Annotated in this window: 25 protein-coding genes; 15 read left to right on the top strand and 10 right to left on the bottom strand. The window is 60.0% G+C overall.

The window, feature by feature from the left end:
* Positions 1 to 426 (top strand): GNAT family N-acetyltransferase (locus P8X75_12425; GenBank protein ID MEJ1995994.1); only part of this gene is annotated, 426 nt, incomplete at its 5' end.
* Positions 427 to 623: 197 nt separating this feature from the next.
* Positions 624 to 1,685, top strand: coding sequence for a copper-containing nitrite reductase (gene nirK / locus P8X75_12420; protein MEJ1995993.1), 1,062 nt, complete (start codon positions 624 to 626; stop codon positions 1,683 to 1,685).
* Between the two features lie 93 nt (positions 1,686 to 1,778).
* Here the strand turns inward: nirK and P8X75_12415 are convergent, their stop codons facing one another.
* A complete protein-coding gene (locus tag P8X75_12415; protein MEJ1995992.1) occupies positions 1,779 to 2,903 on the bottom strand; it encodes an NnrS family protein in 1,125 nt (374 codons plus the stop codon).
* A gap of 70 nt (positions 2,904 to 2,973) precedes the next feature.
* Positions 2,974 to 3,408 carry a pseudoazurin gene (locus P8X75_12410; GenBank protein ID MEJ1995991.1) on the bottom strand — a complete coding sequence of 145 codons (435 nt, stop codon included), beginning with the start codon at positions 3,406 to 3,408 and terminating at the stop codon, positions 2,974 to 2,976.
* 110 nt (positions 3,409 to 3,518) lie between these two features.
* On the opposite strand from P8X75_12410, the gene P8X75_12405 reads away from it, so the two are divergent.
* Positions 3,519 to 4,211: a Crp/Fnr family transcriptional regulator gene (locus tag P8X75_12405; protein MEJ1995990.1), complete on the top strand. Its 693-nt coding sequence runs from the start codon at positions 3,519 to 3,521 to the stop codon at positions 4,209 to 4,211.
* Here P8X75_12405 and P8X75_12400 read toward each other — a convergent pair.
* The 3 genes from P8X75_12400 to P8X75_12390 form a co-directional block, all read right to left on the bottom strand.
* Positions 4,192 to 4,407: a DUF1858 domain-containing protein gene (locus P8X75_12400; protein ID MEJ1995989.1), complete on the bottom strand. Its 216-nt coding sequence runs from the start codon at positions 4,405 to 4,407 to the stop codon at positions 4,192 to 4,194. The genes P8X75_12405 and P8X75_12400 overlap by 20 nt on opposite strands.
* Positions 4,408 to 4,525: 118 nt before the next feature.
* Positions 4,526 to 4,780: a hypothetical protein gene (locus P8X75_12395; GenBank protein MEJ1995988.1), complete on the bottom strand. Its 255-nt coding sequence runs from the start codon at positions 4,778 to 4,780 to the stop codon at positions 4,526 to 4,528.
* Between the two features lie 186 nt (positions 4,781 to 4,966).
* Entirely contained in the window at positions 4,967 to 5,152 is a 186-nt protein-coding gene (locus P8X75_12390) for a hypothetical protein (GenBank protein ID MEJ1995987.1), read from the bottom strand.
* A 231-nt stretch (positions 5,153 to 5,383) separates the two neighbouring features.
* On the opposite strand from P8X75_12390, the gene P8X75_12385 reads away from it, so the two are divergent.
* The 5 genes from P8X75_12385 to P8X75_12365 all read left to right on the top strand — a co-directional run bounded on the left by P8X75_12385 (position 5,384) and on the right by P8X75_12365 (position 9,330).
* Positions 5,384 to 5,530, top strand: a complete 147-nt coding sequence (locus P8X75_12385) for a hypothetical protein (protein MEJ1995986.1) — start codon at positions 5,384 to 5,386, stop codon at positions 5,528 to 5,530.
* A gap of 38 nt (positions 5,531 to 5,568) precedes the next feature.
* Complete coding sequence (locus P8X75_12380) at positions 5,569 to 5,847, top strand: hypothetical protein (GenBank protein MEJ1995985.1); 279 nt, start codon at positions 5,569 to 5,571, stop codon at positions 5,845 to 5,847.
* Positions 5,848 to 6,054: 207 nt separating this feature from the next.
* Complete coding sequence (locus tag P8X75_12375) at positions 6,055 to 6,927, top strand: transglutaminase family protein (protein MEJ1995984.1); 873 nt, start codon at positions 6,055 to 6,057, stop codon at positions 6,925 to 6,927.
* A gap of 464 nt (positions 6,928 to 7,391) precedes the next feature.
* A complete protein-coding gene (locus P8X75_12370) occupies positions 7,392 to 7,742 on the top strand; it encodes a hypothetical protein (GenBank protein MEJ1995983.1) in 351 nt (116 codons plus the stop codon).
* Between the two features lie 394 nt (positions 7,743 to 8,136).
* Complete coding sequence (locus tag P8X75_12365; GenBank protein MEJ1995982.1) at positions 8,137 to 9,330, top strand: MFS transporter; 1,194 nt, start codon at positions 8,137 to 8,139, stop codon at positions 9,328 to 9,330.
* Positions 9,331 to 9,444: 114 nt separating this feature from the next.
* Here P8X75_12365 and P8X75_12360 read toward each other — a convergent pair whose 3' ends face one another.
* On the bottom strand, positions 9,445 to 9,711 hold the full coding sequence (locus P8X75_12360; protein ID MEJ1995981.1) for a DUF4242 domain-containing protein: 267 nt from the start codon (positions 9,709 to 9,711) through the stop codon (positions 9,445 to 9,447).
* Between the two features lie 50 nt (positions 9,712 to 9,761).
* Complete coding sequence (locus P8X75_12355; protein ID MEJ1995980.1) at positions 9,762 to 10,394, bottom strand: glutathione S-transferase; 633 nt, start codon at positions 10,392 to 10,394, stop codon at positions 9,762 to 9,764.
* Positions 10,395 to 10,506: 112 nt separating this feature from the next.
* On the opposite strand from P8X75_12355, the gene P8X75_12350 reads away from it, so the two are divergent.
* The 3 genes from P8X75_12350 (at position 10,507) to P8X75_12340 (ending at position 14,100) form a co-directional block, all read left to right on the top strand.
* On the top strand, positions 10,507 to 11,442 hold the full coding sequence (locus P8X75_12350) for a LysR substrate-binding domain-containing protein (protein MEJ1995979.1): 936 nt from the start codon (positions 10,507 to 10,509) through the stop codon (positions 11,440 to 11,442).
* 353 nt (positions 11,443 to 11,795) lie between these two features.
* Complete coding sequence (locus P8X75_12345) at positions 11,796 to 12,665, top strand: magnesium transporter (protein MEJ1995978.1); 870 nt, start codon at positions 11,796 to 11,798, stop codon at positions 12,663 to 12,665.
* A 148-nt stretch (positions 12,666 to 12,813) separates the two neighbouring features.
* Positions 12,814 to 14,100: an MFS transporter gene (locus P8X75_12340; protein ID MEJ1995977.1), complete on the top strand. Its 1,287-nt coding sequence runs from the start codon at positions 12,814 to 12,816 to the stop codon at positions 14,098 to 14,100.
* Positions 14,101 to 14,207: 107 nt separating this feature from the next.
* Here the strand turns inward: P8X75_12340 and P8X75_12335 are convergent, their stop codons facing one another.
* The 3 genes from P8X75_12335 to P8X75_12325 form a co-directional block, all read right to left on the bottom strand.
* The gene (locus P8X75_12335; protein MEJ1995976.1) at positions 14,208 to 15,440 is read right to left on the bottom strand and encodes a Xaa-Pro peptidase family protein; all 1,233 of its coding nucleotides are present in this window, start codon (positions 15,438 to 15,440) and stop codon (positions 14,208 to 14,210) included.
* 335 nt (positions 15,441 to 15,775) lie between these two features.
* Positions 15,776 to 17,317 (bottom strand): mechanosensitive ion channel family protein, encoded by a 1,542-nt coding sequence (locus tag P8X75_12330; GenBank protein ID MEJ1995975.1) that lies wholly within the window; start codon positions 17,315 to 17,317, stop codon positions 15,776 to 15,778.
* 163 nt (positions 17,318 to 17,480) lie between these two features.
* Positions 17,481 to 17,786 (bottom strand): antibiotic biosynthesis monooxygenase, encoded by a 306-nt coding sequence (locus tag P8X75_12325; protein ID MEJ1995974.1) that lies wholly within the window; start codon positions 17,784 to 17,786, stop codon positions 17,481 to 17,483.
* 161 nt (positions 17,787 to 17,947) lie between these two features.
* On the opposite strand from P8X75_12325, the gene P8X75_12320 reads away from it, so the two are divergent.
* The 4 genes from P8X75_12320 to P8X75_12305 all read left to right on the top strand — a co-directional run.
* On the top strand, positions 17,948 to 19,111 hold the full coding sequence (locus P8X75_12320; GenBank protein ID MEJ1995973.1) for a cation:proton antiporter: 1,164 nt from the start codon (positions 17,948 to 17,950) through the stop codon (positions 19,109 to 19,111).
* Between the two features lie 201 nt (positions 19,112 to 19,312).
* Positions 19,313 to 20,344: an MFS transporter gene (locus tag P8X75_12315; GenBank protein ID MEJ1995972.1), complete on the top strand. Its 1,032-nt coding sequence runs from the start codon at positions 19,313 to 19,315 to the stop codon at positions 20,342 to 20,344.
* Positions 20,345 to 20,442: 98 nt separating this feature from the next.
* Positions 20,443 to 21,546: a histone deacetylase gene (locus tag P8X75_12310; protein ID MEJ1995971.1), complete on the top strand. Its 1,104-nt coding sequence runs from the start codon at positions 20,443 to 20,445 to the stop codon at positions 21,544 to 21,546.
* 193 nt (positions 21,547 to 21,739) lie between these two features.
* On the top strand, positions 21,740 to 21,953 hold a 214-nt coding region (locus tag P8X75_12305; protein MEJ1995970.1), incomplete at its 3' end, for a tricarboxylate transporter.

Raw genomic sequence — 21,953 nt, 5'->3', positions numbered from 1 at the left:
GAAGGAGATAGGGCGGCCTGGGAACGTTTGTTCGATGAATACGCAGCCTTCTACAAAACCAGCATCCCCAGCGGTGGTCACGTCAAGGTTTGGGATTGGATATTCGATGGAGACAATCCCTTCTGGTGCGCCGTAGCGGTGGATTCCCAGGACGAACCCTATGGCTTTACCCAGTATCAATTGATGCACGATTCCCTATCTGCCTCGATGGTCTGCTATTTGAGTGATCTATATGTGCGTCCCGACCAAAGGGAGGCCGGCACAGGGCGCGCGCTTATTGATCACGTGTTGGCTTTTGCCCATGAGCGCGGCATTAAAGACGTTACTTGGCTGACACAGGAGTTCAACTACCGCGCGCGCCAACTCTATGACAGCTATCAGCCGAAGAGCGACTTCATCCTCTATAGCATTCCAATTGAGCCATAGAGCCCTGAATGTAACGCTTAAGAAGGTTGTGATAGCGCAACGAGCGGCGCGTGGGACCGTTCTATTCCTTTCCTCAGGCACCAATCGCTGATGGAAAGGAAAACGAGATGCTTACACGTAGAGCCGCACTTCTGGGGGGCGCCATGCTTCCCGCCGCCCCCTACCTCCTGAAGACAGCCTCGGCTAGCGATGAGCTGATGGACACCTCCTCTGCTGCGCCGGTTGACCTATCAAGCCTGCCCCGCCAGAAGGTGAAGCTGGTCAAACCGCCCTTCGTTCACGATCACGAGCAGATCGCGTCTGGCGGTCCAAAGATCGTCGAGTTCGAGATGAAGATCATCGAGCAAGAGGTGCAGATCGCCGATGACGCCTATCTGCAAGCCATGACCTACAACGGTTCGATTCCCGGGCCGCTGATGGTGGTGCACGAAGGCGATTATGTCGAGTTGACGCTGTTCAATCCGCCCGAGAACTATCTGCAGCACAACATCGACTTCCACGCCGCGACCGGCGCTCTTGGCGGCGGCGCTCTGACCCTGATCAACCCCGGCGAGAAGACCACGCTGCGCTTCAAGGCGACGCGCCCTGGCGTCTTCGTCTACCACTGCGCACCGGGCGGGCCGATGATTCCCTGGCACGTCGTCTCAGGCATGTCCGGCGCGATCATGATCCTGCCGCGCGATGGGCTACGAGACCACAACGGGCGCCAGGTCACCTACGACCGCGTGTTCTACATCGGCGAGAACGACTTCTACATCCCGCGCGACGAGACGGGAGCCTTCAAGCGCTATGCCGACGTAGGAGAGGGCTACGGGGATATGGAAGAGGTCATGCGCGGCTTGATTCCAACCCACGTCACCTTCAACGGCAGGGTTGGCGCGCTGACAGGTGAAAATGCCCTGCAGGCGTCGGTTGGCGAGCGGGTCCTCATGATCCATGCCCAGGCGAACCGGGACAGCCGTCCGCACCTGATTGGTGGACACGGCGATCTCGTGTGGGAAGAGGGCAAGTTCAACAATGCCCCACAGCGCGATCTCGAAACGTGGTTCATCCGCGGCGGGTCCGCAGGGGCGGCTCTCTATAGCTTCCTTCAGCCTGGCGTCTACGCCTACGTGAACCACAACCTGATCGAAGCCGTGAACCTGGGCGCCACCGCCCATGTCATGGTCGACGGAGAGTGGGACAACGACCTCATGGCTCAGGTCGTGGCGCCGACCGAATACAACGTGGCCTTCGAGGGACGCACGGCGCTGCCCTAAGGGGACCAAGCCCAAGTCCCTTCCGCCTGAAGAGAGCGGCCACCCCCTAGCGGGATGGCCGCTCTCTCTTTTGGTCTCCTAATAGATGCCCGCTCATGCCTTGCCACGCCCTATCAGGATCGGCCCCAGGCGAAGGGTCAGTAGCAGGAAGCCCACGGTCCATAGCCAGGCGGCCAGCATGAGCCCTGAGACACCGAAGAGGCTCTCGCCGGCCGCAAGACTGCGCAGCAACGCGGACCCCAGGATCAGTGAGAAAGCCAGCGTGAGCAGGCGGCCGCACTCCAGCGGCAGGCCGCTGTGTCCCAAGGTGGCGCGTATCATCACCGCCACGGTCATGCCTGCGACAGCGCCGATGCCGAGCAGGTGCAGCGCCGCCGTCTCCTGCCCACTCGCCAAGGTCATGAAGCCGAAGGGGATGAAGAGATAGGCCAGATGCAGCATGATCAAGAGAGGGGATGCCATGGTCCTTTCCCCGCGCCAGCGAATGAGCCTAACAAGGTTCAACAGCCCGGAGAGCGCCAGAACTGCCGCTGTGCCGGAGACACCGGGAAAGCCGGTCCACAGCAAAAGCGCCAGGGCGGTGCTAGCCAGGCAAAGCTTGTCGAAACCGTTGAAGGTCGCAGGCAAGGGACCCGGGCCGCGCTTTGCCAGCCAGTTCCGCGTGAAGCTGGGAATGATCCGTCCGCCAATCAGCGTGATCAAGAACAGGTAGAGCGCCAATCCGAGCCGGATGCCCACGTCGGGTGCGCCGCCCTGCAGGCTTTCCATGTGGAAGACCAGGTTGGCGGCCAGCAAGAGCCCGACCGGAACCGCCACCTTCAGGTTTCGCCAGTTCCGCCCGGCGATGATCTCGGTCACGATGCTGACCAGGACCACGGCGAGAAAGGCGCTGTCGACGACCAACACGGCGAGCGCGGGAAGCCCGAAGGCTCCGGCGACGGCAAAACGCCCGAGCAGCCACAGCAGGGCCAGCAAGCCGAGCGGCAGGCCGCGCACCGGCAGGCGGCCCGTCCAGTTCGGTATCGCCGTGAAGAGAAAGCCCGTGAGCGCGGCGGCGGCGTACCCAAAGAGCATCTCGTGCACATGCCAGGAAACCGGATCGAAGGGTCCGTCGAGATGGACATGGCCTCTAAAGACCGCGATCCAAAGCGGCAGGATCACGGCGCCCGACAGGACCGCGAGCAAGAAAAAAGGCCGGAACCCCAAACTGAGGATCACCGGCCCGGCGCATCTGGGCGGAGTCCAGATGCGCCTGCCTGGCGTCGGCCTGGCTTCACCTTGCCGGGCCTCAGAGCCCCGCTTTCTCAAACACGGCTTCAAAGCGCTTGCCTGCTTTTCCAGGGTGCTTGACGGCCTGCGCCTCTTCAGCGTTCTGAGGCGTTCCGACCTCGATCAAAGCGATCATGCCCAAGGCGTAGTGCGGGGTGCACTTCACGCCATAGAAGCCTTCGCTTTCGAGCGTGAGGCTGAACTCCTGATTGAAGGCGCTTTTGAAGCTCTCGGCTCCGGCGGGCAGCATCCCCTTGATGCTTTCGGCATTGTGCCCCTTGTCGGTGGGCAGGAAGACCACGGTATCGCCAGGCTGCGCCTTCACATAGGCGGGCTCGAACACCATGCCGCCCATTTCGCCCTTGTTCAGCATCTTGACCTCGAAGGTCTCAGCCGAGGCCAAAGGGACGACCGTCAGGGTCAGGGCGGCAGCCAGCAGTGATTCTTTCCACATCTTCAGATTCCTTTGCTTCTGTGAGTCGGCTCGTTTTCGCGGAATCTCTTTTAGGCTAGGCTTTGACCGCCTACGTTGCGCAGCGACAAACTTCATTGAAGGAGGCGCCAGTGTCTCTGGACGAGAGCTTGCTCAGCGGCATTCCGCCCTTCAAAAAGCTGGACCGCCGCGAAATCCGGGAGATCCTCGATCAGGCCAGCGTCGCGCGCTATGACGTCGGCAGCACGATCTTCGAGGAGGGCCAGACCGCTGAGCGCTTCTATCTTCTGCTTGATGGATACATACGGGTGGTCCGCACCAATCCCGAGGGCGAGCAGGTCATCGCCCTTCACATCGTGGCGGGCCAACTGTTCGGCATAGCGCCCGCCCTGGGACGCCGCGACTACCCCGCCAGCGCCATCGCCGCGGATGAATGTCTTGCGCTTTCCTGGCCCGTCTCGGTTTGGGATGCCTTCGTGAGCCGATACGAGGGCTTCGCCTCGGAGACCTACAAGCTTGTGGGTGTGCGGCTGGAAGAGATGCATAGCCGCGTGATGGAGCTGGCGACGCAGCAGGTTGAGCAACGGATCGCCAACGCGCTGCTCCGGCTGATCCGTCAGACCGGCCGGAAGATCGAAGGCGGTATCGAGATCGATTTCCCCATCACGCGTCAGAACCTTTCGGACATGACCGGCACCACGCTGCATACGGTGAGCCGGCTGCTGAGCGCCTGGGAAAAGGACGGGGTGGTGCAAAGCCGCCGCAAGAAAATCGTGGTCACGCGCCCGCATGACCTCATGCTGATCAGTCAGCGCGGGGCTTGAGCGCTCTCTCACGGGTCAATGCCTCTTCGAGCTGCCGGTAGATGGCCTCTTCGTCGAGCTCGTGTTCCAAGCAGGCATCATGCAGATCATGGAAGGGCGCTATCGCGCAGCCAACGCACAGCATGGCGTTGTCCAGGAAGACCCCGATCGTCTCGGGCCATCTCTCCATGATTTCCAGCACGCTGAGGCTCTTCATGATCTGTCGGTCTGGCGGATGCATTGCCCTTCAATCCGTTGGCTGGCCGTTGGCTGGCTGGCAAAGGCCCGATCAACTTAGTACCGGCCCACGGATCGCAGATTGCTCTAACGCAAGCTCAGAGTGATTTTGCCGAGCCTGCGCCGAACCTCAACCGCCGGGCTGGCGCGATGACTTTGGTTGAAGCCCCCAGTTCGCCGAGAAGGCTCGCGAGAGCCTGCGCGCGGCCTCTGGAAATGCCTTCTTCAAGATAGATCATGAAGGACGCTTCAGCGGTGCTTTCCGGGCGCTTTCCCGATTGGATCAGCAAGCTGAATTTGGGCGCCATCCCTTCATCAACAGTGACTAGATCGACGGTGAACCTCTGGCTCATGTTCTTCCTGACATAATGACCTGAGCTTGGCGCCCCCGGACTTGGCTGGAGGGCGCAGGAACCTCAGAAACCCATACTTTCAAAGAAATTCGGCTAGCAGCGGGATCGACGTGACCGAAATCCGCGAACCCTCAGACTTTCAGACCGCTCGCCGCCGCCTCGATCCTTGCGGTTGACTGATGAGCCTTAAGCAACAGCGCCCCGTCTCTTGGCCTCCGCCAAGGCGTCCTTGAAGCTGGTGTAGCGATAATCGCCGACGATGTAGGTGGCCGTCGTGATCCGCGCTATGCCCAACTTTTCAAGCTGCTGGTTATCCGGCTCTTCGTTGCTTGAGTGAGGAGCACTTGGAGCGGTGGAATTCTCTTTGTTCATAAACCTATCCCCTATGCGCGAGCGCGCTGAAAAAAGTGTCGTGGAAAAGCTGAGCTTGTATTCCGGGAAGATATCGTCTCTCGGGCGTTGATGGCTTAGAGGCCGCACCTCCCAGGAGATGACCAATTTGAAGTATGAATTATCTGATAAATTTTATCAATAAAAGATTGATTCCTATTTATGAAACTCCATATCTATAGAAGTATTTAACCCATAATTATGGAGACAAGCATGTCTTTTAAAAGTTTTTCTTCTAAAGTCTTTCAAGAAAAAGGCAGCAAGAACAAGGGCGCAGCGAACGAAGCTCCCGCGGGCGACAAGGCTTCCGCTCCGGCCGACAAGGCCGCCCCCTCCCCCGTCGCTACTAAGAAGCCGTGAAGCGACTGGCGATTTAGCGAACTGGGTTGGCGGCTGTCATGAGTAGAACCACGTCGAAAGTCATCTCGTTCGAAAAGCCCTTCAAACTGAAGGGATGGGCAACCACGCTGCCGGCCGGTGATTATCAGGTCGAGATTGAGGAAGAGCGCCTCGAGGCGGTTTCCTTCGTCGCCCACAGGCGGGTAGCGGTCTTCCTGCACCTGCCGCCCCAGCAGGGAAAGCCTGGCCAGCGCCAGACGGTGTGCCTCCCGCCTGAGGAGTTCGACGCTCTGCTGCTGAAAGACCAGAAGCCAGTGAGAGACGCAAGGGGTGCTTAGCAAGGGGTGCTTAGATCTGCTAACCACTGTGATTAGGCCCTCGTTGGTCCCTCCCCCTTGCAGCGGCGCTTTCTGCAAGAACCCCTTTCGGGGATATGGCGCCAGACCTCAACTCGCCTCCGGCCAGCGGTTCGTCCTATCGGACGAGGAACGCACTTGCATTGTCACCATTGGACAGGCCCGCCCCCGGCGGGCCGCTTTCGCACCTTGACCAGATTGAAAGTTCAGCATCGCACAGTCTACCGCTACCGGGTGCCGGTGGCTCTCCAGTCGCACCGCATGATGTTGCGACCACGCGAGAGCCGCACCCTTCAATTGCACAAGCACCAGTTGGAGATCTCCCCGGCAGCGACCGTGACCTGGGCGCATGACGTCGCCGGCAACTCCGTGGCGACAGCGAGCTTTCAGGACAGATCGGACACCCTGATCATCGACAGCACCGCGGAGCTGACGTTGAACACCGACCAGTGGCCTATCTTCGACATCGCGGCGACAGCGGTGAACTACCCCTTCTTGCTGACCGAGGATGAAATGGCCGATCTTGGCGCTTTGCGGCTGCAAGCCTATCTCGATCACACAGGGGAGTTGAACAACTGGGCCCGGTCTTTCCTGGCGGGTGACAAAACCGACACCCTGACATTGCTGAAGGAGATCAGCAGCGGCGTTGCAGCGCACGTCACCTATGAAGAGCGCGATGATGACGCCGCGCAAACGCCGGTCGAGACCCTGGCGCTAAAGCGAGGGTCCTGCCGAGATTTCGCGGTGCTGTTTGTGGATGCCGTGCGCAGCTTGGGGTTTGGAGCGCGCATCGTGTCCGGCTATCTCTACGACCCCGACAAGGATGCCATCGGTTCTTCTGGCGCGGGATCCACCCACGCATGGGCGGAGGTCTATGTTCCAGGGGCTGGATGGATCATGTTCGACCCAACGAACCGGAGCGTCGGTGGATTCAATCTAATCCCGACGGCGATGGCGCGTCACATCCGCCAGACGATGCCCGTTTCAGGCAGCTACGTCGGGGATGGGAATGACTTTCAGGCGCTGGAGGTGTCGGTCAAGGTAACCTCGTCAACCGCGTGAAGCCTGCCGAACCCGGAAAGATGATCCCTATCAGCCATGCTTCTAGACCGCTCATTCCTGTTTGCGGCTCGCCAACCCCGCTAGAACCATCGCTCGTCTCCGTCGGCTAGCGCTTCACAACGCAGGCGTCCTGCTCTCGTTCAAAGTTGCGGTCGCACCCCCAAGCAGCGCCAAAGTCGGAGTTCGTCAGGAAGGCATTCTCCGGCCCCCCTCACGACAGGGGCACCACGGACTTCGTGGATCCTTCGCGCGGCGCGACGGACCTTTTCCCGTTGATCATGCGTAAATAATCTTTCTGAGGAGAATGCAAGAAACCAAACTTTGCCTATCTTAATATAGATATTTTACACGATTTATATTTTCACATAATTTATAATTTATCAATTATCTTTAGAAAAAACTAGCTTTTTTCTAATATCTCTTCTATTGTGAATAGTAATTCATTTTTTAAAAGGATGATTATCATGAATTTTCCAGAATGGGTTAGACCGGCCATACTCGGCGCCAGCGCAGGCGCGATAGCCCTTGCGGTTGGCGGCTTTACCTGGGGCGGTTGGATGACGGGCGGCGACGCCGAACAGATGGCTTCGGACATGGCTCGTAAGGAGGTCGTGGCGGCATTGGCGCCGATTTGCGTTGAGCAGTCGAAGGCGGACCCCATGGTGAGCAAGACCATGATGGAGATCAAAGAGGCCACCAGCTACAAGCGCCGTGACATGATCATGGACGCCGGTTGGGCCACCATGCCAGGGACCAAAGAAGCTGACCGCTACGTCGCAGCGGCCTGTCTCGAAGAGCTTGAACAAACGTTCTGATTGTTGCCAGACGGCTTCCAGTGGAAGCCGTCTGGGCCAAGCTTTGCGACCGAACCCTGATGCGCCCCTAACTTCGACCAAGAGCCAACCTGGGCCATAGGGAACTCTCTCCGCTGCGTCCTGCCGGATGACGATTTCAGATTGCTGCTTTCGAACCCTGCTCTTTGGGATGTCCGCTTTTAGCCGGAAGCGGAGGTCCGACGGAGCGGCTTGCCGAGCAATTCCCCCAGCGTGACCCGTCATGCCGCCCTGGAGCGACTAGACGGCGCCCGGCCGGTCTCTTGCGTCCAAACTCGACCATCCAAAAGTCGCGTACGGGCGAGATGGCGGACGCAACTGCTTACCAGTATGAGAACTCCTCTGAAACCAGGGCTGGCATGTTCCAGGCAGTCACATGGCGCTAAACGTTCGTCACCCGGTCTGGATGCACAGCCTTGGCGCGCCGGGAGCAAGGTCATTCGCCCTGCTGGCGGCGCTGGACGCCATGACGCGGGCAATTCTTGCGACGGTCTTGCCGTTGCAGGTCCTGGCGGTGATGGGCTCGCCCGCCGACCTTTCAAAGCTCTACCTGATCGTTTCGCTGCTTGGCCTGATCGGCAACTTCTTCATCGTGCCTTTGACCGGCCTTATCTCGCGCAGATGGACCTACACGCTCGGCATGGTCTGCCTGCTGATCGCCGCGCCCTCGATCGCCTCAGCCAGCCTGATGGGCGTGGCCGCCGGCATGCTGCTGCGGGTCTTCGGCACGGCGGTGGGGGCGGTTTGCCTCAATCTCTACGTCCTCGACCACATAAGGGGACGCGAGTTGAACGACATGGAGCCCCTGCGCCTGCTCTTCGCGGCCAGCGCCTGGACGATCGGACCCTGGCTGGGCGTGACCCTCTGGAAGATAGAACCCCTCTTGCCTTTCGTCCTGTCCGGCGCTGGAGCGCTCTCGCTGCTCGCTTACTTCTGGTACCTGCGGGTCGGCGACAATCCGATCATCGTCAAGGCTCGCCACAAGCCCGCGAATCCCTTTGGCGCCATCCTTCCCTTCTTCAAGCGCCCGCCCCTGCGTCATGCCTGGATGATCGCCACGGGGCGCAGCATCTGGTGGGTTTCCTTTTTCGTCTATCTACCGGTCTTCGGCGTACAATCGGGGCTCTCCGCGGAGACTTGCGCGCTTCTGGTGTCTGCCGGAAACGGATTGCTCTTCGCAACTCCGCTGCTGGTGCGCCTTGGCCGCCGCTGGGGCGTGCGCCGCAACCTCGTCTTTGCCTTTCTTACCAGCGGCGCCGTGACATCGGCCGCCGGCCTGTCAGCCTGGATCGATCCCTATCTCACGGTCCTGCTGTTGCTCGCTTGCGCACCCTTCGTCGTGCTCCTGGACATTTACGGCAACGTGCCCTTCCTGCGTCAGGTCAAGCCGAGCGAGCGTCTGCCGATGACACCGGTCTTCATCACCTATCGCGACGGGTCCGAGGTGGCGGCCCCCGCCTTCGCCTGGCTGGTCTTGCTTGCCTTTCCTCTGCCCGTCTACTTCCTGGCGCTGGGCGGCGGGCTTGCCTGCATTTCCTTTCTGGCGAGGACCCTGCCCCGGCGCCTCTGAGGGACGGTCAAAGCCCTGCGGGACAGAGTCCCAGAATCCGCCGATGACTGCGCATTCCAGAGAATCGATGACATGCGCTCTGTCTTCTTCCCTCTGGAAGCGGGAGCTTGCGGATCAGCGCCCGGTCGTCGGATCAATCATGCGCTTGATCTCCGTAATCCCGTTGGCAGGGAAACCGGAAATTCGGGCATGCTCTTCCACCACCGATGCGTCTTCCGCCAGATAGACGCAAAAGGTTTTGCCGCTCGCCACATAGGAATGTTGCCACTGGATACGCGGCGCGAGCGTCCTGAGGGCATCATTGGATTTCGCTGCGGCTTCCCGTAGCTCTTGAGCCGACTTGGATCCGACTTCGGGAATCTCCCGTTCGATCACGAACATTCGCATGGTATGTCTCCTTTCCGGTTTGCTTTCTGGTATTGAGCCGGGCCCTAGAGCCCGTGGTCTTTCATCACCCGTCGGTATGCCGGACGGCTTTTGACGGCCTGACATATGGCGGCGAGTTTCTTGTTCTCCGCCAGAAGCCGCTTCGGGTCCGGCGCCCAGGCCGTCAGCATCGTCAGATAGAGGTCGAGCGCCGAGAAACCGCTCGTCAAGAAACTGTCCTCTCCCATGGCTGTCCGGTCGAGCAAGCCGAAGAAGTCATCGAGTTCCTGCCCGGCCCGCTGCCGGATCGACGCCTCGGCCTGGTCGTCCTCCGTGAACTGTTCGGGATGCCAGTAGCGGCTGAAGGTCTTGTACCCGTTGGCCGCCATGTATAGGAGCCAGTGCAGGAAGAACGGCCGCTCGGGATCCCCGGGTTCCGGCACCAATCCAGCCTCGGGATGGCGCTCGCCAAGGACCACCGCAATCGCCGCCGTCTCGCCCATCACGCTGCCACAGGGAAACCTCAAGGCAGGAACCTGCGCTGCGGGATTAATCCTCAGATAGTCCTCTGAGCGGTGCGCCATCGCGGCCATGTCGACGTGGTCTTTCCGATAGGGCGCCCCGATCTCCTCAAGCATTGCCTGAGGGAAGATTGCGCCGGACCATCGCTCCCAGTAGAGCGTGTAAGGTTCCACCATCTCAAAATTATTCCTTCTCACTGGGCTGGTACGAGTAGAAGAATTCTGGTGGTTTTTCAGATATTGTCAGGCTACTTTATCTTCTGATTACAATAGATTTTCTTTTGATTCGATGACAGTCACACACCTCAACGCCCTCAAGGCTCTGGAGTCGACTCTGAGAAACGGAAGCTTTGCGGCCGCGGCATCGGAGCTCGGCGTGAGCCCGGCGGCGGTGGGCCAGCAGATACGCGGCCTGGAAGCCTATCTTGGGCGTCAGCTTTTCTTTCGGGATGGCCGAGGCATCAAGCCACACGACGACACCCTGGCAATACAGCCGTCCTTGAACGCCAGCTTCACGGCGATCGGCGACCTTTTGAACCAGCTGAGAGATCAGCCTTCACGCAATCGCGTTTCGGTTTCCCTGCCAGGATCCTTCGCCGAGCACTGGTTTACGCCAAGAGTTGCCGACTTCTATCGGCGGCATTCCGATCTCGACATGCGGCTGAACGCCACCAACCGCATGGTCGATCTCTCTGCGGAGGGTTTCGATTTCGCCATCCGCTATGCAAGACCGGACGGTGTGAGGTTCCAGGAATGGGAGTTGTTCGGCGACGCTGTCCTCCCCGTCTGCTCCCCGGAATTCCTTCGGCGGCATGAGAACTGGCTCCAGCGCCGGTCCCTGAACAAAGTCCCGCTCGTGCACTTGGAGAACAGGACCCCTGATCCGGACTGGCCCGACTGGCGCGCTTGGGCGCTGCGTTTCGGTTTTGAATTCGACCGCAGGGCGCCGGGCTTGCGCCTCTCCCAAGTGGGCTCCGGCATTCAGGCGGCGCTTGCCGGCCAGGGGCTGGTTCTTTGCGGTCTGGTGGAAGCCCACGATGCAATCCAGCAGGGGGGCCTGGTCATTCCCTTCGACCGAGACCTCTGTTATCCGACTGGTTTCCGCTATCGCCTGGTTACTCCGCAGGGACGGCGCCTGTCGCAAGTGCAAAGGGACTTCCGCGATTGGGTCCTGGATACGGCGGCGGCGTTTCGGGAACAATTGGCTCTTGGCCCCAGCGCATAGCGCGGCCGACAGGCCATGCGGCCATGTCCGCTTCTGGCTAGAAGCGGACAGAGGAGCCAGTTCTTCCAGAGAATCTCCATTTTGCCTCTGTCATCGCAACGCTTTCCCTTAGTCTCTAAACGAGAGCCTCCGGCGCCCAGGCTACTCTTCATGTCATCACCGATCCGGCCGCTGCCCCGGCAGCGCGGCGAATGGGCGATTTCAGATCGGACGCGATGGGGTTTCAGTTGATCAGTTCCGATGCACAGCACACCCGCGGACGGGCTTCCGACACCGCCGCGGCGCACTTGGTGAAGAGCGTCCCAAGAGCGTTCCTCCAGGAAACCGTTAAGCAAGTCCTTGAGAGACTGCGCGTGGAAGCTTTCGACTTCACGGATACGATTTATCTTCTGGATCCTCAGGGCAGATGGATCGGCTCAGTCGACTTGAACACCGTGCTGCAATCTCCGAACGACAAGACTATAGGCTCGCTGCTCGAAACCGCGATTCCGGCGGTACGCCTCGATATGGATCAAGAAGACGTCGCCGCCTACGCTATTGAACATCGCCTTACAGCCGTACCAGTCGTCGACGAGGCGGGGTTGCTCCTGGGCGTGGTTCCTCCCAAAGCGATCGCCGGGATTCTCAGAGATGAGCACCTAGAAGACATCGCCAGGATGGCGGGCATCACGCACGCCAATCGCCATACCCATCGCGAGCGGTTAGCGACTCCCGTTCTGGAGAAAACAAGGCGAAGATTGCCATGGCTAATCGTGGGCTTGATTGGCAGCGCCGCCGCGACCCTTCTAATCGCCGAATTCGAGGAAATCCTGGCGAGCCACCTCGCCGTCTCCTTCTTCATTCCGGCATTGGTCTACTTAGCGGGGGCAGTGGGATCTCAAAGCGTTTCCGTCGCGGTGCGCGATCTCTCATCGCCAAAACCGGCACTGGCGAAGCTGGTCTTTAAGGAGTTCATGACCGGTAGCCTGATCGGCGTTCTGTTGGGCGGCTTGATGGCAGCATGGACATTGTACGTTTTCGGCGACAGCCTTCTATGGCTATCCATCGGCATCGCGGTCGCCGTGACCTCAATGCTGTCCACTGTAATTGGTCTGCTGCTGCCCTGGATGTTCGAAGCGCTCGACTTGGACCCAGCGCTAGGCAGCGGCCCCGTCGCCACGATCCTTCAAGACGTGGTGACAATAGTCGTCTATCTCCTAGTGGTGGTTGCTATTCTTGGATAGGTCTCTTCTGATGCGTCATCTTCTTATTCCGAGCTACTCAGAGTGACAACCCAGGTCTCGATGCTGAAAAGTTCTTCCTTCACCGTCCCTTCTCTCCCGCCGATTGAAGCCCGCTGGGCTGCGGCTCTTCTCTTCAACGAGCTCGTCCATGGCCACTGCGAAAGATCCTGAGCTTCGCCACCGCATCATGGGTGGCTTTATTGGAAACGTCGTCGAGTGGTACGACTTCGCCCTCTATGGCTATCTGGCCGGTGTTATCGCTCCGGTATTCTTTCCCGCCGACAACCCGACAGCTGGACTAATCGCCACGTACGGCATCTTTGCGGCCGGTTTCATCATGCGTCCCTTGGGCGCTGCCGTTTTCGGTTGGTTCGGAGACCGCTACGGACGGGCCAAGACGATGCAGATATCGGTCATTATGATGGCCCTTCCGACTTTGCTGCTGGGCATCCTTCCCTCTTACGCGCAAGTTGGTGTCCTCGCGCCCCTGCTGTTGGTCTTGGTGCGCCTGCTGCAGGGGATTTCCGTTGGTGGCGAGTTTTCCTCCTCGGCGACGTATCTAGTGGAGACGGCCCCGCAGAACAAGCGGGGTTTGACCGGAAGCTGGGCCAACATCGGCTCAATGTCGGGCTCGCTTCTTGGCGTTGGCGTGGCAGCTCTCGTAACCACCGTCTTTGATGCAGAGACCGTCCAGGAATGGGCATGGCGCCTGCCGTTTCTCGGCGGCGCCCTCCTCGGGACGGCTGCGATCTGGATACGGCGTAACCTGCATGAATCCGAGAGGTTTCAGCAGCATCACGCCGCGCGTGAGGACAGTTCGCCGATACTGGAGGCTTTCACCACCAATCGACATGAAACCTTTGTGGCGTTGGCGTTCGCGGCCAGCTACGGCACCTGCTTTTACATCGTCTTCGTCTATCTGCCCGAATGGCTTTCGGCGCAGAACCTCATGGCCAGGAACACAGCGCTGACGATCAACACCGCCATGATGCTGCTTGTCATTCCCCTCATGCCTCTGGGTGCAGTTGTAGGCGACAAGCTTTTGCCCCGCAGAACCTGGATAGGTATTTCGGTCCTCCTGCTGGCCCTCGTCGCCTGGCCGCTGCACGACTGGATGCTGCTCTCTAATGGGTCGCTGGTTTCCGTTCTCGCCGCACATGCCGTCACCTTCGCGCTTCTCTCCGTCCCGTTGGGGTCGGCTCCCGCTCTGTTCGTCGAAATGTTCCCTGAGCGTGACAGGCTTTCGGGTTACTCCTTGGCTTTCAACATTGGGATAGGCGTGTTCGGCGGCTTCACGCCGATGATCGCCAAGAGCTTGATCGCGGCTACCGGGCAACCCTTGGTCTCGTCGATATATTTGGCCTTTGCGGCGCTCATCGCCTTCGCCGCATTGATGCTAACGCCTGACCGCAGCCGGGCTGCTCTGCAGGATTGACCGGCACACTGCGGTACCGTTGGGACATGGCGGCCCCACTCGATGTCCGCTTCTGGCTAATAGCGGACACCAGGGTTAGAGGTGTTCACGAGGGTCCGGCATAGGAGCTAATCTAAGAGAATCTCCTCATAAGGATAGCTAGAGAGACGCTCTACACCCTCGGAGGTGACTAGGACCTGCTGCTCGATCTTTACGCCAACAGGCTCTCCCGTATCCGACCCCATGAAAGACTCGACGCAGAGCGTCGTTCCCTCTTCGATAACGCCGTCATAGACCGGCGCGCCTCGAAAGCCCGGCCGGAGATAGGGATACTCGTCGCAAAGGCCGACGCCATGCAGGATGCAGGGATAGGCGTGCGCCCGGAACTCCTCCGGCACGTCGAAGGCTTGTGCCTGGATCTCGCCGAAGGTCAAGCCCGGTCTGATGAGTCCCAGGTTGTATTCCACCTCTTCCACGGCGAGACGGTAGACCTCTTTCTGACGCTTGGTGGGTTTTCCTGGAGAACAGAAGAGGGTGCGGGAGATGTCGGCGAAGTAGCCCCAGGGCCCGATCATATCGGTATCAAAGCCGACCAGGTCGCCGCGCTCGATCCGCCGGGGCGAGGCCTCTTGGAGCCAAGGATTGATCCGCGGCCCGGACGCCAGCATGCGGCCGTCATGCCACCCGCCGTTGTTTGCCAGGTTGGCGTAGTTCAAAAGGCCCCAGAGCTGCAACTCGCTTACGCCCGGAGTGAGCATCTCCTTGACCTTCGCGATACCATGTTCGGCCACGGCGATCGCCCAGCGCATGCAAGCGATCTCCTCTGGCCCCTTGATGAAGCGAGCCGCCTCGGACAGCGCGACACCGTCGATCACCTCCAGTCCCCGTTGCAGCAGGGCCTGGGTGAGGCTTGGGTTGACGTATTCCACGGCGACCCGCCGGTTGTCTGTCCCGATCTCGCTCAGAAAGTTGACCACGTCGTCTGCCAAAAGCCGCGCATGCTCAGCGAGATCGAAGCCGCCATCGAAGAATGAATTGGGCCGGCCTTGCCGGACCTCGTCCGCCGTCGATTCCTTGCCGTAGGTGTTGAATAGCACCACAGGCCCGTCAGCCGGCAGAAAGAGATAAAAGGTCGGGATGTGCGCCTGAAAGAGCTGGTAACCGGCATAGTTCACCGCGTAGCGGATCGACACGGGGCTCACCAGGATCATCAAGGCCGCGCCCGCCTTGGTCAGCTCCTGGCGCAGCCGAGCCTTGCGGTAACTGTCGAGCGCAGGCCAATCGATCTCCGGCAAGGGCCGGATGCGCGAGAGGTCGCTCCAATCGTCCAGCATCAAAAGTTGATCTGGGGAATATCCCATACAGAAAACGCCTCTACGAACCATTGGCGCCCCCGCCAGGTTGGACTCCTTCCATCGAACGGGAGGCGCAGCCATCTCTCCCGAGAGGCGCTCGCAACCGATCAAGGGGCCCCGCCCAGGGGAACACCTCACGGACGTTACCCTAAGCTGATAAATGTCTTTCGTTCTTGCCTCGGAGCGGCCTGTGAAGTGTCGCAGAAACACGTCCGCACGGTCTGCGTTTATCCTCTATTGGCTGGAAGCGGACAGCTGATGTCTTCTTGGGAATGCATCCGGACGCCGCAGCTATCGCCAACCGCTGTCCGTTGGCTTGACGAAACCTGGCTTGTCTCCGCTCAACGGCGCTTGGGTCGCCTGATCGAGGAATCAATCTGCCGCAGGATGTCCTGAAACGACATCTTGGTAGACGAACTTTTTGACCTCGATCTGACTTCCTCCGCCCTATCCAATCTTTGCTTAACGATCTTGGCGAATTCGTCGGAGAGGTCGGGACGATCTTCAAGGACAGACCGCAAACACTCAGCATCAATCCTAATCAGAGAAACATCGGTCAGCGCGGCAAACTCTAGAGTTGATGGGGTCGCAGTCATCATGGAAGACATGCCGAAGTACTGCCCTGGGGAGAGGCTCTCGACAGGCTTCTTCGCGCCATTTGGAAGTGTGATCCGAGACTCGACTATGCCGTTGATGATCACATCGAAGGCATTTGCCGTGGCACCTTCGCGGAGCAGAACCGTTCCAGCGTCCAGGGTTATGCGCTGACTTGTGGCTGCTATCTTCTCAAGCTCCTCCTCGGTGAGAGACCCGGCAATATCGAGCCCTTTCAATGCGAGAAGAATGGTTGGCGGCTCCACCTTCGGCATGCTCGCCTTTCGCGCGTGCACCCCATAGATCTCTGGTGCTTGCTGGATACCAGCTCTGTTCAAGGCGTAATGGATTTCGCGATGCAACTCCTCCCGCCCGGCGAACATGGCGGGGTAGTTCGGGTAATAAACCCAAACCATGTAGGTATAGGGAACGCTGGTAGCGTCCATGAGTCGCACGATAGGCAAGGGCTTCTTAAGCACCCTTTCGCAACGCAAAGCCGCTTCAAGCAAGAGTGCTTTTGCAAAACGTGGATCGACTTCGGCGGGGATCTTCACTTCGTACCACGGCCCAAACATGTGATCCGCGCCATGGAGGTTCTTGAACCCTCGTGCAGCGAGTTCCCCATTCGGCACAACAAGGGTTGAGTTGTCCCATCCTCGCAGACGCGTTGCTCGCCAGTTCAAGTCTATTATCTTCCCTTCGGTGCCGTCGCTGAGGGCGATCCAATCCCCAACGCGGAAGGGTCGCTCTATGCTTAGAGCGATTCCTGAGAACAGATCGCCCAAGGTTCGCTGCATCGCGAACGCAACGATCGCAGCCACGGCGCCCGTCGATATAAACACACCCGTGATTGAGTATTCTTTGACTGAAAGAAAGAAAAACAGACCCGCAACAAGGGCTACAACATAGAGGAGGGTCCGCTGAAGTCCGGGGAGATTCGTCGATGATCCTTCCTTCGACCTGGATAGGATCCACAGTTCAATGATGCGGGCCAAACACCAGGCTATGGTGAGGCAAACACCGAGCGCCACGATATTGCTGATTTCGTCCTCTAGGTCCGAAATGCCCGATTTTAGAAGGAGCACATTGGCAACGCTGCCTACGACAATAACGGCGAGCGGGATAATAATGAGTTCGGCGAACGCAGCAGTCTTTGGAAAAAGATGAACGAGTTTTCGTCCGCCAAAGTATCTCGTGCCAATAATCCAAGCGAGCACCACAAAAACTGCGCCAGCCCCGCTCTCCCAATTCTCATACAGAAAACCTTCGAAAAAGTTCGACCTGTCCATTCTCCGAGCTCCCCATTGGCGCGCTTTTCGATACGGATGCCTTGGATTGGTATGCAGCCAACAGCCCACCAACCGAGCGGACGGGAAGCAAACAACGTTGAGTGCTTGCTGTCCAGTTCACGAAGCTAGCTTCTGGCTGGACGCTGAAATGCCTGCCACAGCTCTAAAGCGCTGCCCGCAGGTCTTGGACGTGCCAAGCGTCGTTGAGATCGAAATGCCGGACAGAGCAGTCCTCTATGAGCTTCTCATAGCCATCTGGCATGAAGGACGCCTGCCAGCTCTCGCCGAACCTTGCTTTGATAGCCTCCAGGTTATCCCACACCGACACGAAGAGAACGACATTGCCGTCACCTTCGATGCAGCGGCCAAAGAAGTATCCGCGATTGCCTGGCTCTCCCATCACCACCTGAGCCGAGGTCGAGGCGAACTTCTCCAATAGCTGATCAGCGCAATGGTGTTTCGTGCGCACCTCGAAGACGCGCAGAATGGGTCCTGAGTGGTTCGTGAGCGCCGCTCTCCTTTTTCAATACCCTGTGGCTCATAGCAGGAACATGGCGCCTCTTTTCAGAATCACTCGTCTTCTACTTCCTGTAAGCAGACCTTTGCTCTGCCTCACGTTAGGATGCGGGCATGGAGTTGCACATATTCCTCATAGCGGTCGGCGGGTTGCTTCTCGCCGGGTTGGTTGCCGACGAGGTCGGGCGGCGCACCCGCCTGCCGCGGGTCACCCTTCTGATCCTCTTCGGCGTGGCCGTGGGCCCCTCCGGCCTCAATTTTCTGCCGGAAGGTCACGAGCAGTGGTACGAGTTCCTCGCCTCGATTGCGCTGACCATGGTCGCCTTTCTGCTGGGCGGCACCCTCTCGATCGACAAGCTGCGACAGCACGGCAAGGGCATCCTGCTGATATCCGCGAGCGCTGTTTTCATAACCGCCCTTTTGGTCAGCGGGGGCCTCATGCTGATCGGAATATCCAGCGCTCTCGCGTTGTTGCTCGCCGGGATCTCGACCGCCACGGATCCCGCGGCGACCCGGGATGTGGTGCGCCAGGTGCGCGCACGCGGCCCCTTCACGGACACGCTTTTGGGCATCGTCGCCGTTGACGACGCCTGGGGCCTGATCGCCTTCAGCCTCCTTTTGATCGCGGCCCAAGCGATCACTGGCAACGGTGGCGGCCACATCCTGGGGCACAGCCTTTGGGAGCTCTCCGGCGCCCTGGTGGTCGGAGCGGGGTTGGGACTGCCGGCCGCCTATCTGACAGGGCGCTTGAGTCCCGGCGAACCAATGCAGAGTGAAGCCCTGGGTTTGGTTTTCATCTGCGCCGGGCTGTCGATTTGGCTGGAGGTTTCCTTCCTCCTGGCGGGCATGGTGGCCGGCGCGATCGTGGTCAACCTCGCCAAACATCACACGCGCGCCTTCCACGAGATCGAGCATATCGAGTGGCCCTTCATGGTTCTGTTCTTTCTCCTGGCCGGCGCCTCTCTCCATTTTGAAAGCCTGACGGAAATCGGCTTCTTGGGGGCGGCCTACATCGGGCTGCGCTGCGCAGGGCGGATCTTGGGAGGATGGTTCGGCGGCGGCGCGGCCCGCTCTCCAGCGGCGCATCGTCGATGGATCGGCTTGGCGCTCTTCCCGCAGGCAGGCGTCGCTCTCGGCATGGCCCTGGTGGCCGGCGGTCATTTCCCAGAACAGCGGGACATCCTGTTGACGGTCACCATTGGCACCACGGTCGCCTTCGAATTGGCTGGGCCGCTTCTAACGCAGATCGCCCTCAAGAAGGTCGGCGAGAGCGAGTAAGCCGTTCTGAAGCGCAGCAGGAAAAGAGCCTCGGCGCGCCACCCTCACCCTCCAGCAGGAATCGCCCCCCTGCTCTCTTCAGACCCCATGCCGGACTCCCTTGGCGCTTTGAGACCCTGGATGGCAGATGCCTCTGTAAGCGACGACCCACTATTGCTATGAAGGAACAGTCTCAGCGCCGCGTTTTCAGAGAAGGCCCAGATGTCCACAGCCTGGAAGATACTCGCGGCCCTGACCCTCGCCCGGCTCAGCATGGGCTTCCAATTTCAAAGCATTCCCGCTCTCACCGCCCCTCTTATCTCGGAGCAGGGCCTAAGCTTCGCTGCCATCGGCACGTTGACCGGGGCCTATCTTCTCCCGGGCGTGGCGGCGGCCCTTGCGGGCGGCTGGCTGGGCCAGAAGGTGGGAGACTCCCGGACCGCCCTCTGGGGCCTTGCCCTCATGTCCTTGGGGGGCGTCGGCGGGTGGTGGGCCGCCAGCTTCGAGGTCGCCCTGGCCTGGCGGCTTCTGGCGGGTATCGGCGCCGTGGCCCTCAACGTCATGCTCAGCAAGATGGCGGCCGACTGGTTTCAGGAACGATCCGACCTCCCCACCGCCATGGGGGTGCTGGTCTCAAGCTGGCCGGCGGGTATCGCGCTGGCCATGCTTTCTCTGCCCCCGATCGCGGTCGCTTTCGGAATGGGTACGGCTCTCTTGCTCCCAGCGGTCCTCTGCGCGGTCTCCCTCCTGATGTTGGCCTCCGTCTGGCGCGCGCCAAAGCAGACTGCCTCGCCGGCCGTGGCGCGGGGCGCCGGGGCTTGGTTCTCAAAACGCGAGTTCGTCTTGGTGTTCATCTCGGGCAGCATCTGGGGCCTCTACAACGTGGCCCTGATCGCAGCGATCGCCTGGACGCCCGGCCTTCTGGAATTCAAAGGCGTCGACGAGGTCTCCGCCTCCGCCGCGGTCAGGTTGATGATCGTCTTGGGACTGGCGATCGGACCGGCGGCGGCGGTGATCATGACCCTGCCGGTCGAAGCCGCGCGTCCCCAGCTTAGATCGATGGCGATGGGCGTCTATTTCGCAATCTACTACGGCATGATGGGTATCGCCCCAAGCCTTCTGGGCTTTCTGCGCGACGGCACCGGGGAAGCGACAGCGCCGCTCTACGCCGCTGCGATCATCCTGCTCGCCTGCTTGCCGCTTTGGATGGCGTTCCGGGTGATTCAAAGGGCCAAGGCCCGCCTTGTAACCTGAGGGTGGTCACCAGGCCGGGTCTGGGCAGGGTTTCTTTGAAACGACACCTCAATTAATGCGAGGCTTAGAAGGAACCCCAATTGCCCACAGGTAACTGAGTGACCGGTTCCAAGAGAGTTCACCTCTACTACGACGAGCGGATGCTTCAGCATAATCCGCAGATCGAGGAGCCCTTTCTCCCTGGCCGCCTGGAGCGACGCGTGAAGGAGATCCTCAAAGGTCTAGAGGTCAAGTGGAGCTATCCCGAGCACCCCGGACGGCTCCGCGCCGTCCTGGACCTGCTGGAGAAGGAGCCGATCGAGGGCGTGCGGCTGCTCAAGGGCAAGCCCGCCTCGCGGCGGCAGTTGGCGCGGGTCCACACCACCTCCTACCTCGATGATATCGAAGCCTTGAGAGGCCAGAACGCCTGGCTCGACACCGATACCACGGCGGTCTCCAAGGGCAGCATTGAAGCGGCCGAAGTGGCTGCCGGTACGGCCATTGAGGCGGTCCGTGCCGTTGGTGAAAAGAAAGCCGACAGCGCATTCGCCTTGGTGCGTCCCCCTGGACATCACGCTGAGCCCGTCCGCGCCAGGGGCTTCTGCCTGTTCAACAATGTCGCCGTGGCGGCGACCTTCGCCCAGGCTGAACTTGGCCTTCGAAAGGTCATGATCATCGATTGGGACGCCCACCATGGCAATGGCACGCAGGACATCTTCTGGGCCGATCCGGATACTCTTTTCATCGACATTCACCGGGCCGCCCCCTTCTATCCCGGCTCCGGCCAACTGGAAGAAGTGGGCGGGGGCATAGGCGAAGGGCTCACAGTCAACGTGCCGGTGCCGGCCGGCGCTGGCGATGGCGCCTACATGAAAGCTTTCAAGGAGATCGTGGGACCCGCGGCCGAGTGGTTCGAGCCGGACCTTCTGCTGGTCTCCGCTGGCTTCGACGCCCATCGGTTGGATCTGGCTTTGAACGTCAGCTACGAAGGCTTTGCGGCGATGACGCAGTTCGTCCAAGACCTTGCAGCCCGCCTTTGCGACGGCCGCTTGGCCTTCGTGCTCGAAGGCGGATACCACACGGAGAGTCTGTCCCGCAGCGTCCACAGCGTCCTGAGAGTGCTCGCCGGTCAGAAGGTGCCGCCCCCGGAAGAGATCGGTCTCAACGAGGTCGAAGCGGCAGCGGCCTTCCACAGTCCTGCTTTCGTGAAAGGGACGGACTAAGCTCTAGGACGCCACCAAAAGGTTAAGCAATTCTTCTTGCGAAAAATCGAAAAAGAGCGCAATAACCTGTCCGCAATTCAGACTTCAGCTCACATCGATCGACCTGGTTCGCGTCCAGGAGTCCTGTGGATTTTCGGTTCGGGGAAGGAAACCGCTTCCCCTCACAACCATCCTGTTCACGGAGGACACTGCTGTGTCTATAGCTTCTCTCTATACACGACTTTCCTTCATTTTTGCGCTCTCTTTGGTCGCGCTGGCGCTTCCCGCCAAGGCCGAGGTCTCTTTCGAAGGCAAGACCATCGAGTGGGTCATCCCCTTCTCCGCCGGCGGCGGCTCCGATGTCTGGGCGCGCTTCAACGCGCCCTACCTCTCCAAGTACCTGCCCGGCAACCCCACGGTGGTGGTGG

Source organism: Limibacillus sp., from assembly GCA_037379885.1.
Taxonomy (GTDB): Bacteria; Pseudomonadota; Alphaproteobacteria; order Kiloniellales; family CECT-8803; genus JARRJC01.
The sequence above is the reverse complement of the archived record's forward strand: the minus strand, read 5'-3'. Positions and strand labels throughout refer to the sequence as shown.

Bases quoted from the DNA above. Each gene is read 5' to 3' on its own strand.
- nirK (MEJ1995993.1), top strand. From the start codon at position 624: ATGGACACCTCCTCTGCTGCGCCGGTTGACCTATCAAGCCTGCCCCGC.
- P8X75_12410 (MEJ1995991.1), bottom strand. From the start codon at position 3,408: ATGTGGAAAGAATCACTGCTGGCTGCCGCCCTGACCCTGACGGTCGTC.
- P8X75_12400 (MEJ1995989.1), bottom strand. From the start codon at position 4,407: ATGAAGAGCCTCAGCGTGCTGGAAATCATGGAGAGATGGCCCGAGACG.
- P8X75_12395 (MEJ1995988.1), bottom strand. From the start codon at position 4,780: ATGAGCCAGAGGTTCACCGTCGATCTAGTCACTGTTGATGAAGGGATG.
- P8X75_12390 (MEJ1995987.1), bottom strand. From the start codon at position 5,152: ATGAACAAAGAGAATTCCACCGCTCCAAGTGCTCCTCACTCAAGCAAC.
- P8X75_12385 (MEJ1995986.1), top strand. From the start codon at position 5,384: ATGTCTTTTAAAAGTTTTTCTTCTAAAGTCTTTCAAGAAAAAGGCAGC.
- P8X75_12380 (MEJ1995985.1), top strand. From the start codon at position 5,569: ATGAGTAGAACCACGTCGAAAGTCATCTCGTTCGAAAAGCCCTTCAAA.
- P8X75_12370 (MEJ1995983.1), top strand. From the start codon at position 7,392: ATGAATTTTCCAGAATGGGTTAGACCGGCCATACTCGGCGCCAGCGCA.
- P8X75_12365 (MEJ1995982.1), top strand. From the start codon at position 8,137: ATGGCGCTAAACGTTCGTCACCCGGTCTGGATGCACAGCCTTGGCGCG.
- P8X75_12360 (MEJ1995981.1), bottom strand. From the start codon at position 9,711: ATGTTCGTGATCGAACGGGAGATTCCCGAAGTCGGATCCAAGTCGGCT.
- P8X75_12355 (MEJ1995980.1), bottom strand. From the start codon at position 10,394: ATGGTGGAACCTTACACGCTCTACTGGGAGCGATGGTCCGGCGCAATC.
- P8X75_12350 (MEJ1995979.1), top strand. From the start codon at position 10,507: ATGACAGTCACACACCTCAACGCCCTCAAGGCTCTGGAGTCGACTCTG.
- P8X75_12340 (MEJ1995977.1), top strand. From the start codon at position 12,814: ATGGCCACTGCGAAAGATCCTGAGCTTCGCCACCGCATCATGGGTGGC.
- P8X75_12335 (MEJ1995976.1), bottom strand. From the start codon at position 15,440: ATGGGATATTCCCCAGATCAACTTTTGATGCTGGACGATTGGAGCGAC.
- P8X75_12330 (MEJ1995975.1), bottom strand. From the start codon at position 17,317: ATGGACAGGTCGAACTTTTTCGAAGGTTTTCTGTATGAGAATTGGGAG.
- P8X75_12320 (MEJ1995973.1), top strand. From the start codon at position 17,948: ATGGAGTTGCACATATTCCTCATAGCGGTCGGCGGGTTGCTTCTCGCC.
- P8X75_12315 (MEJ1995972.1), top strand. From the start codon at position 19,313: ATGTCCACAGCCTGGAAGATACTCGCGGCCCTGACCCTCGCCCGGCTC.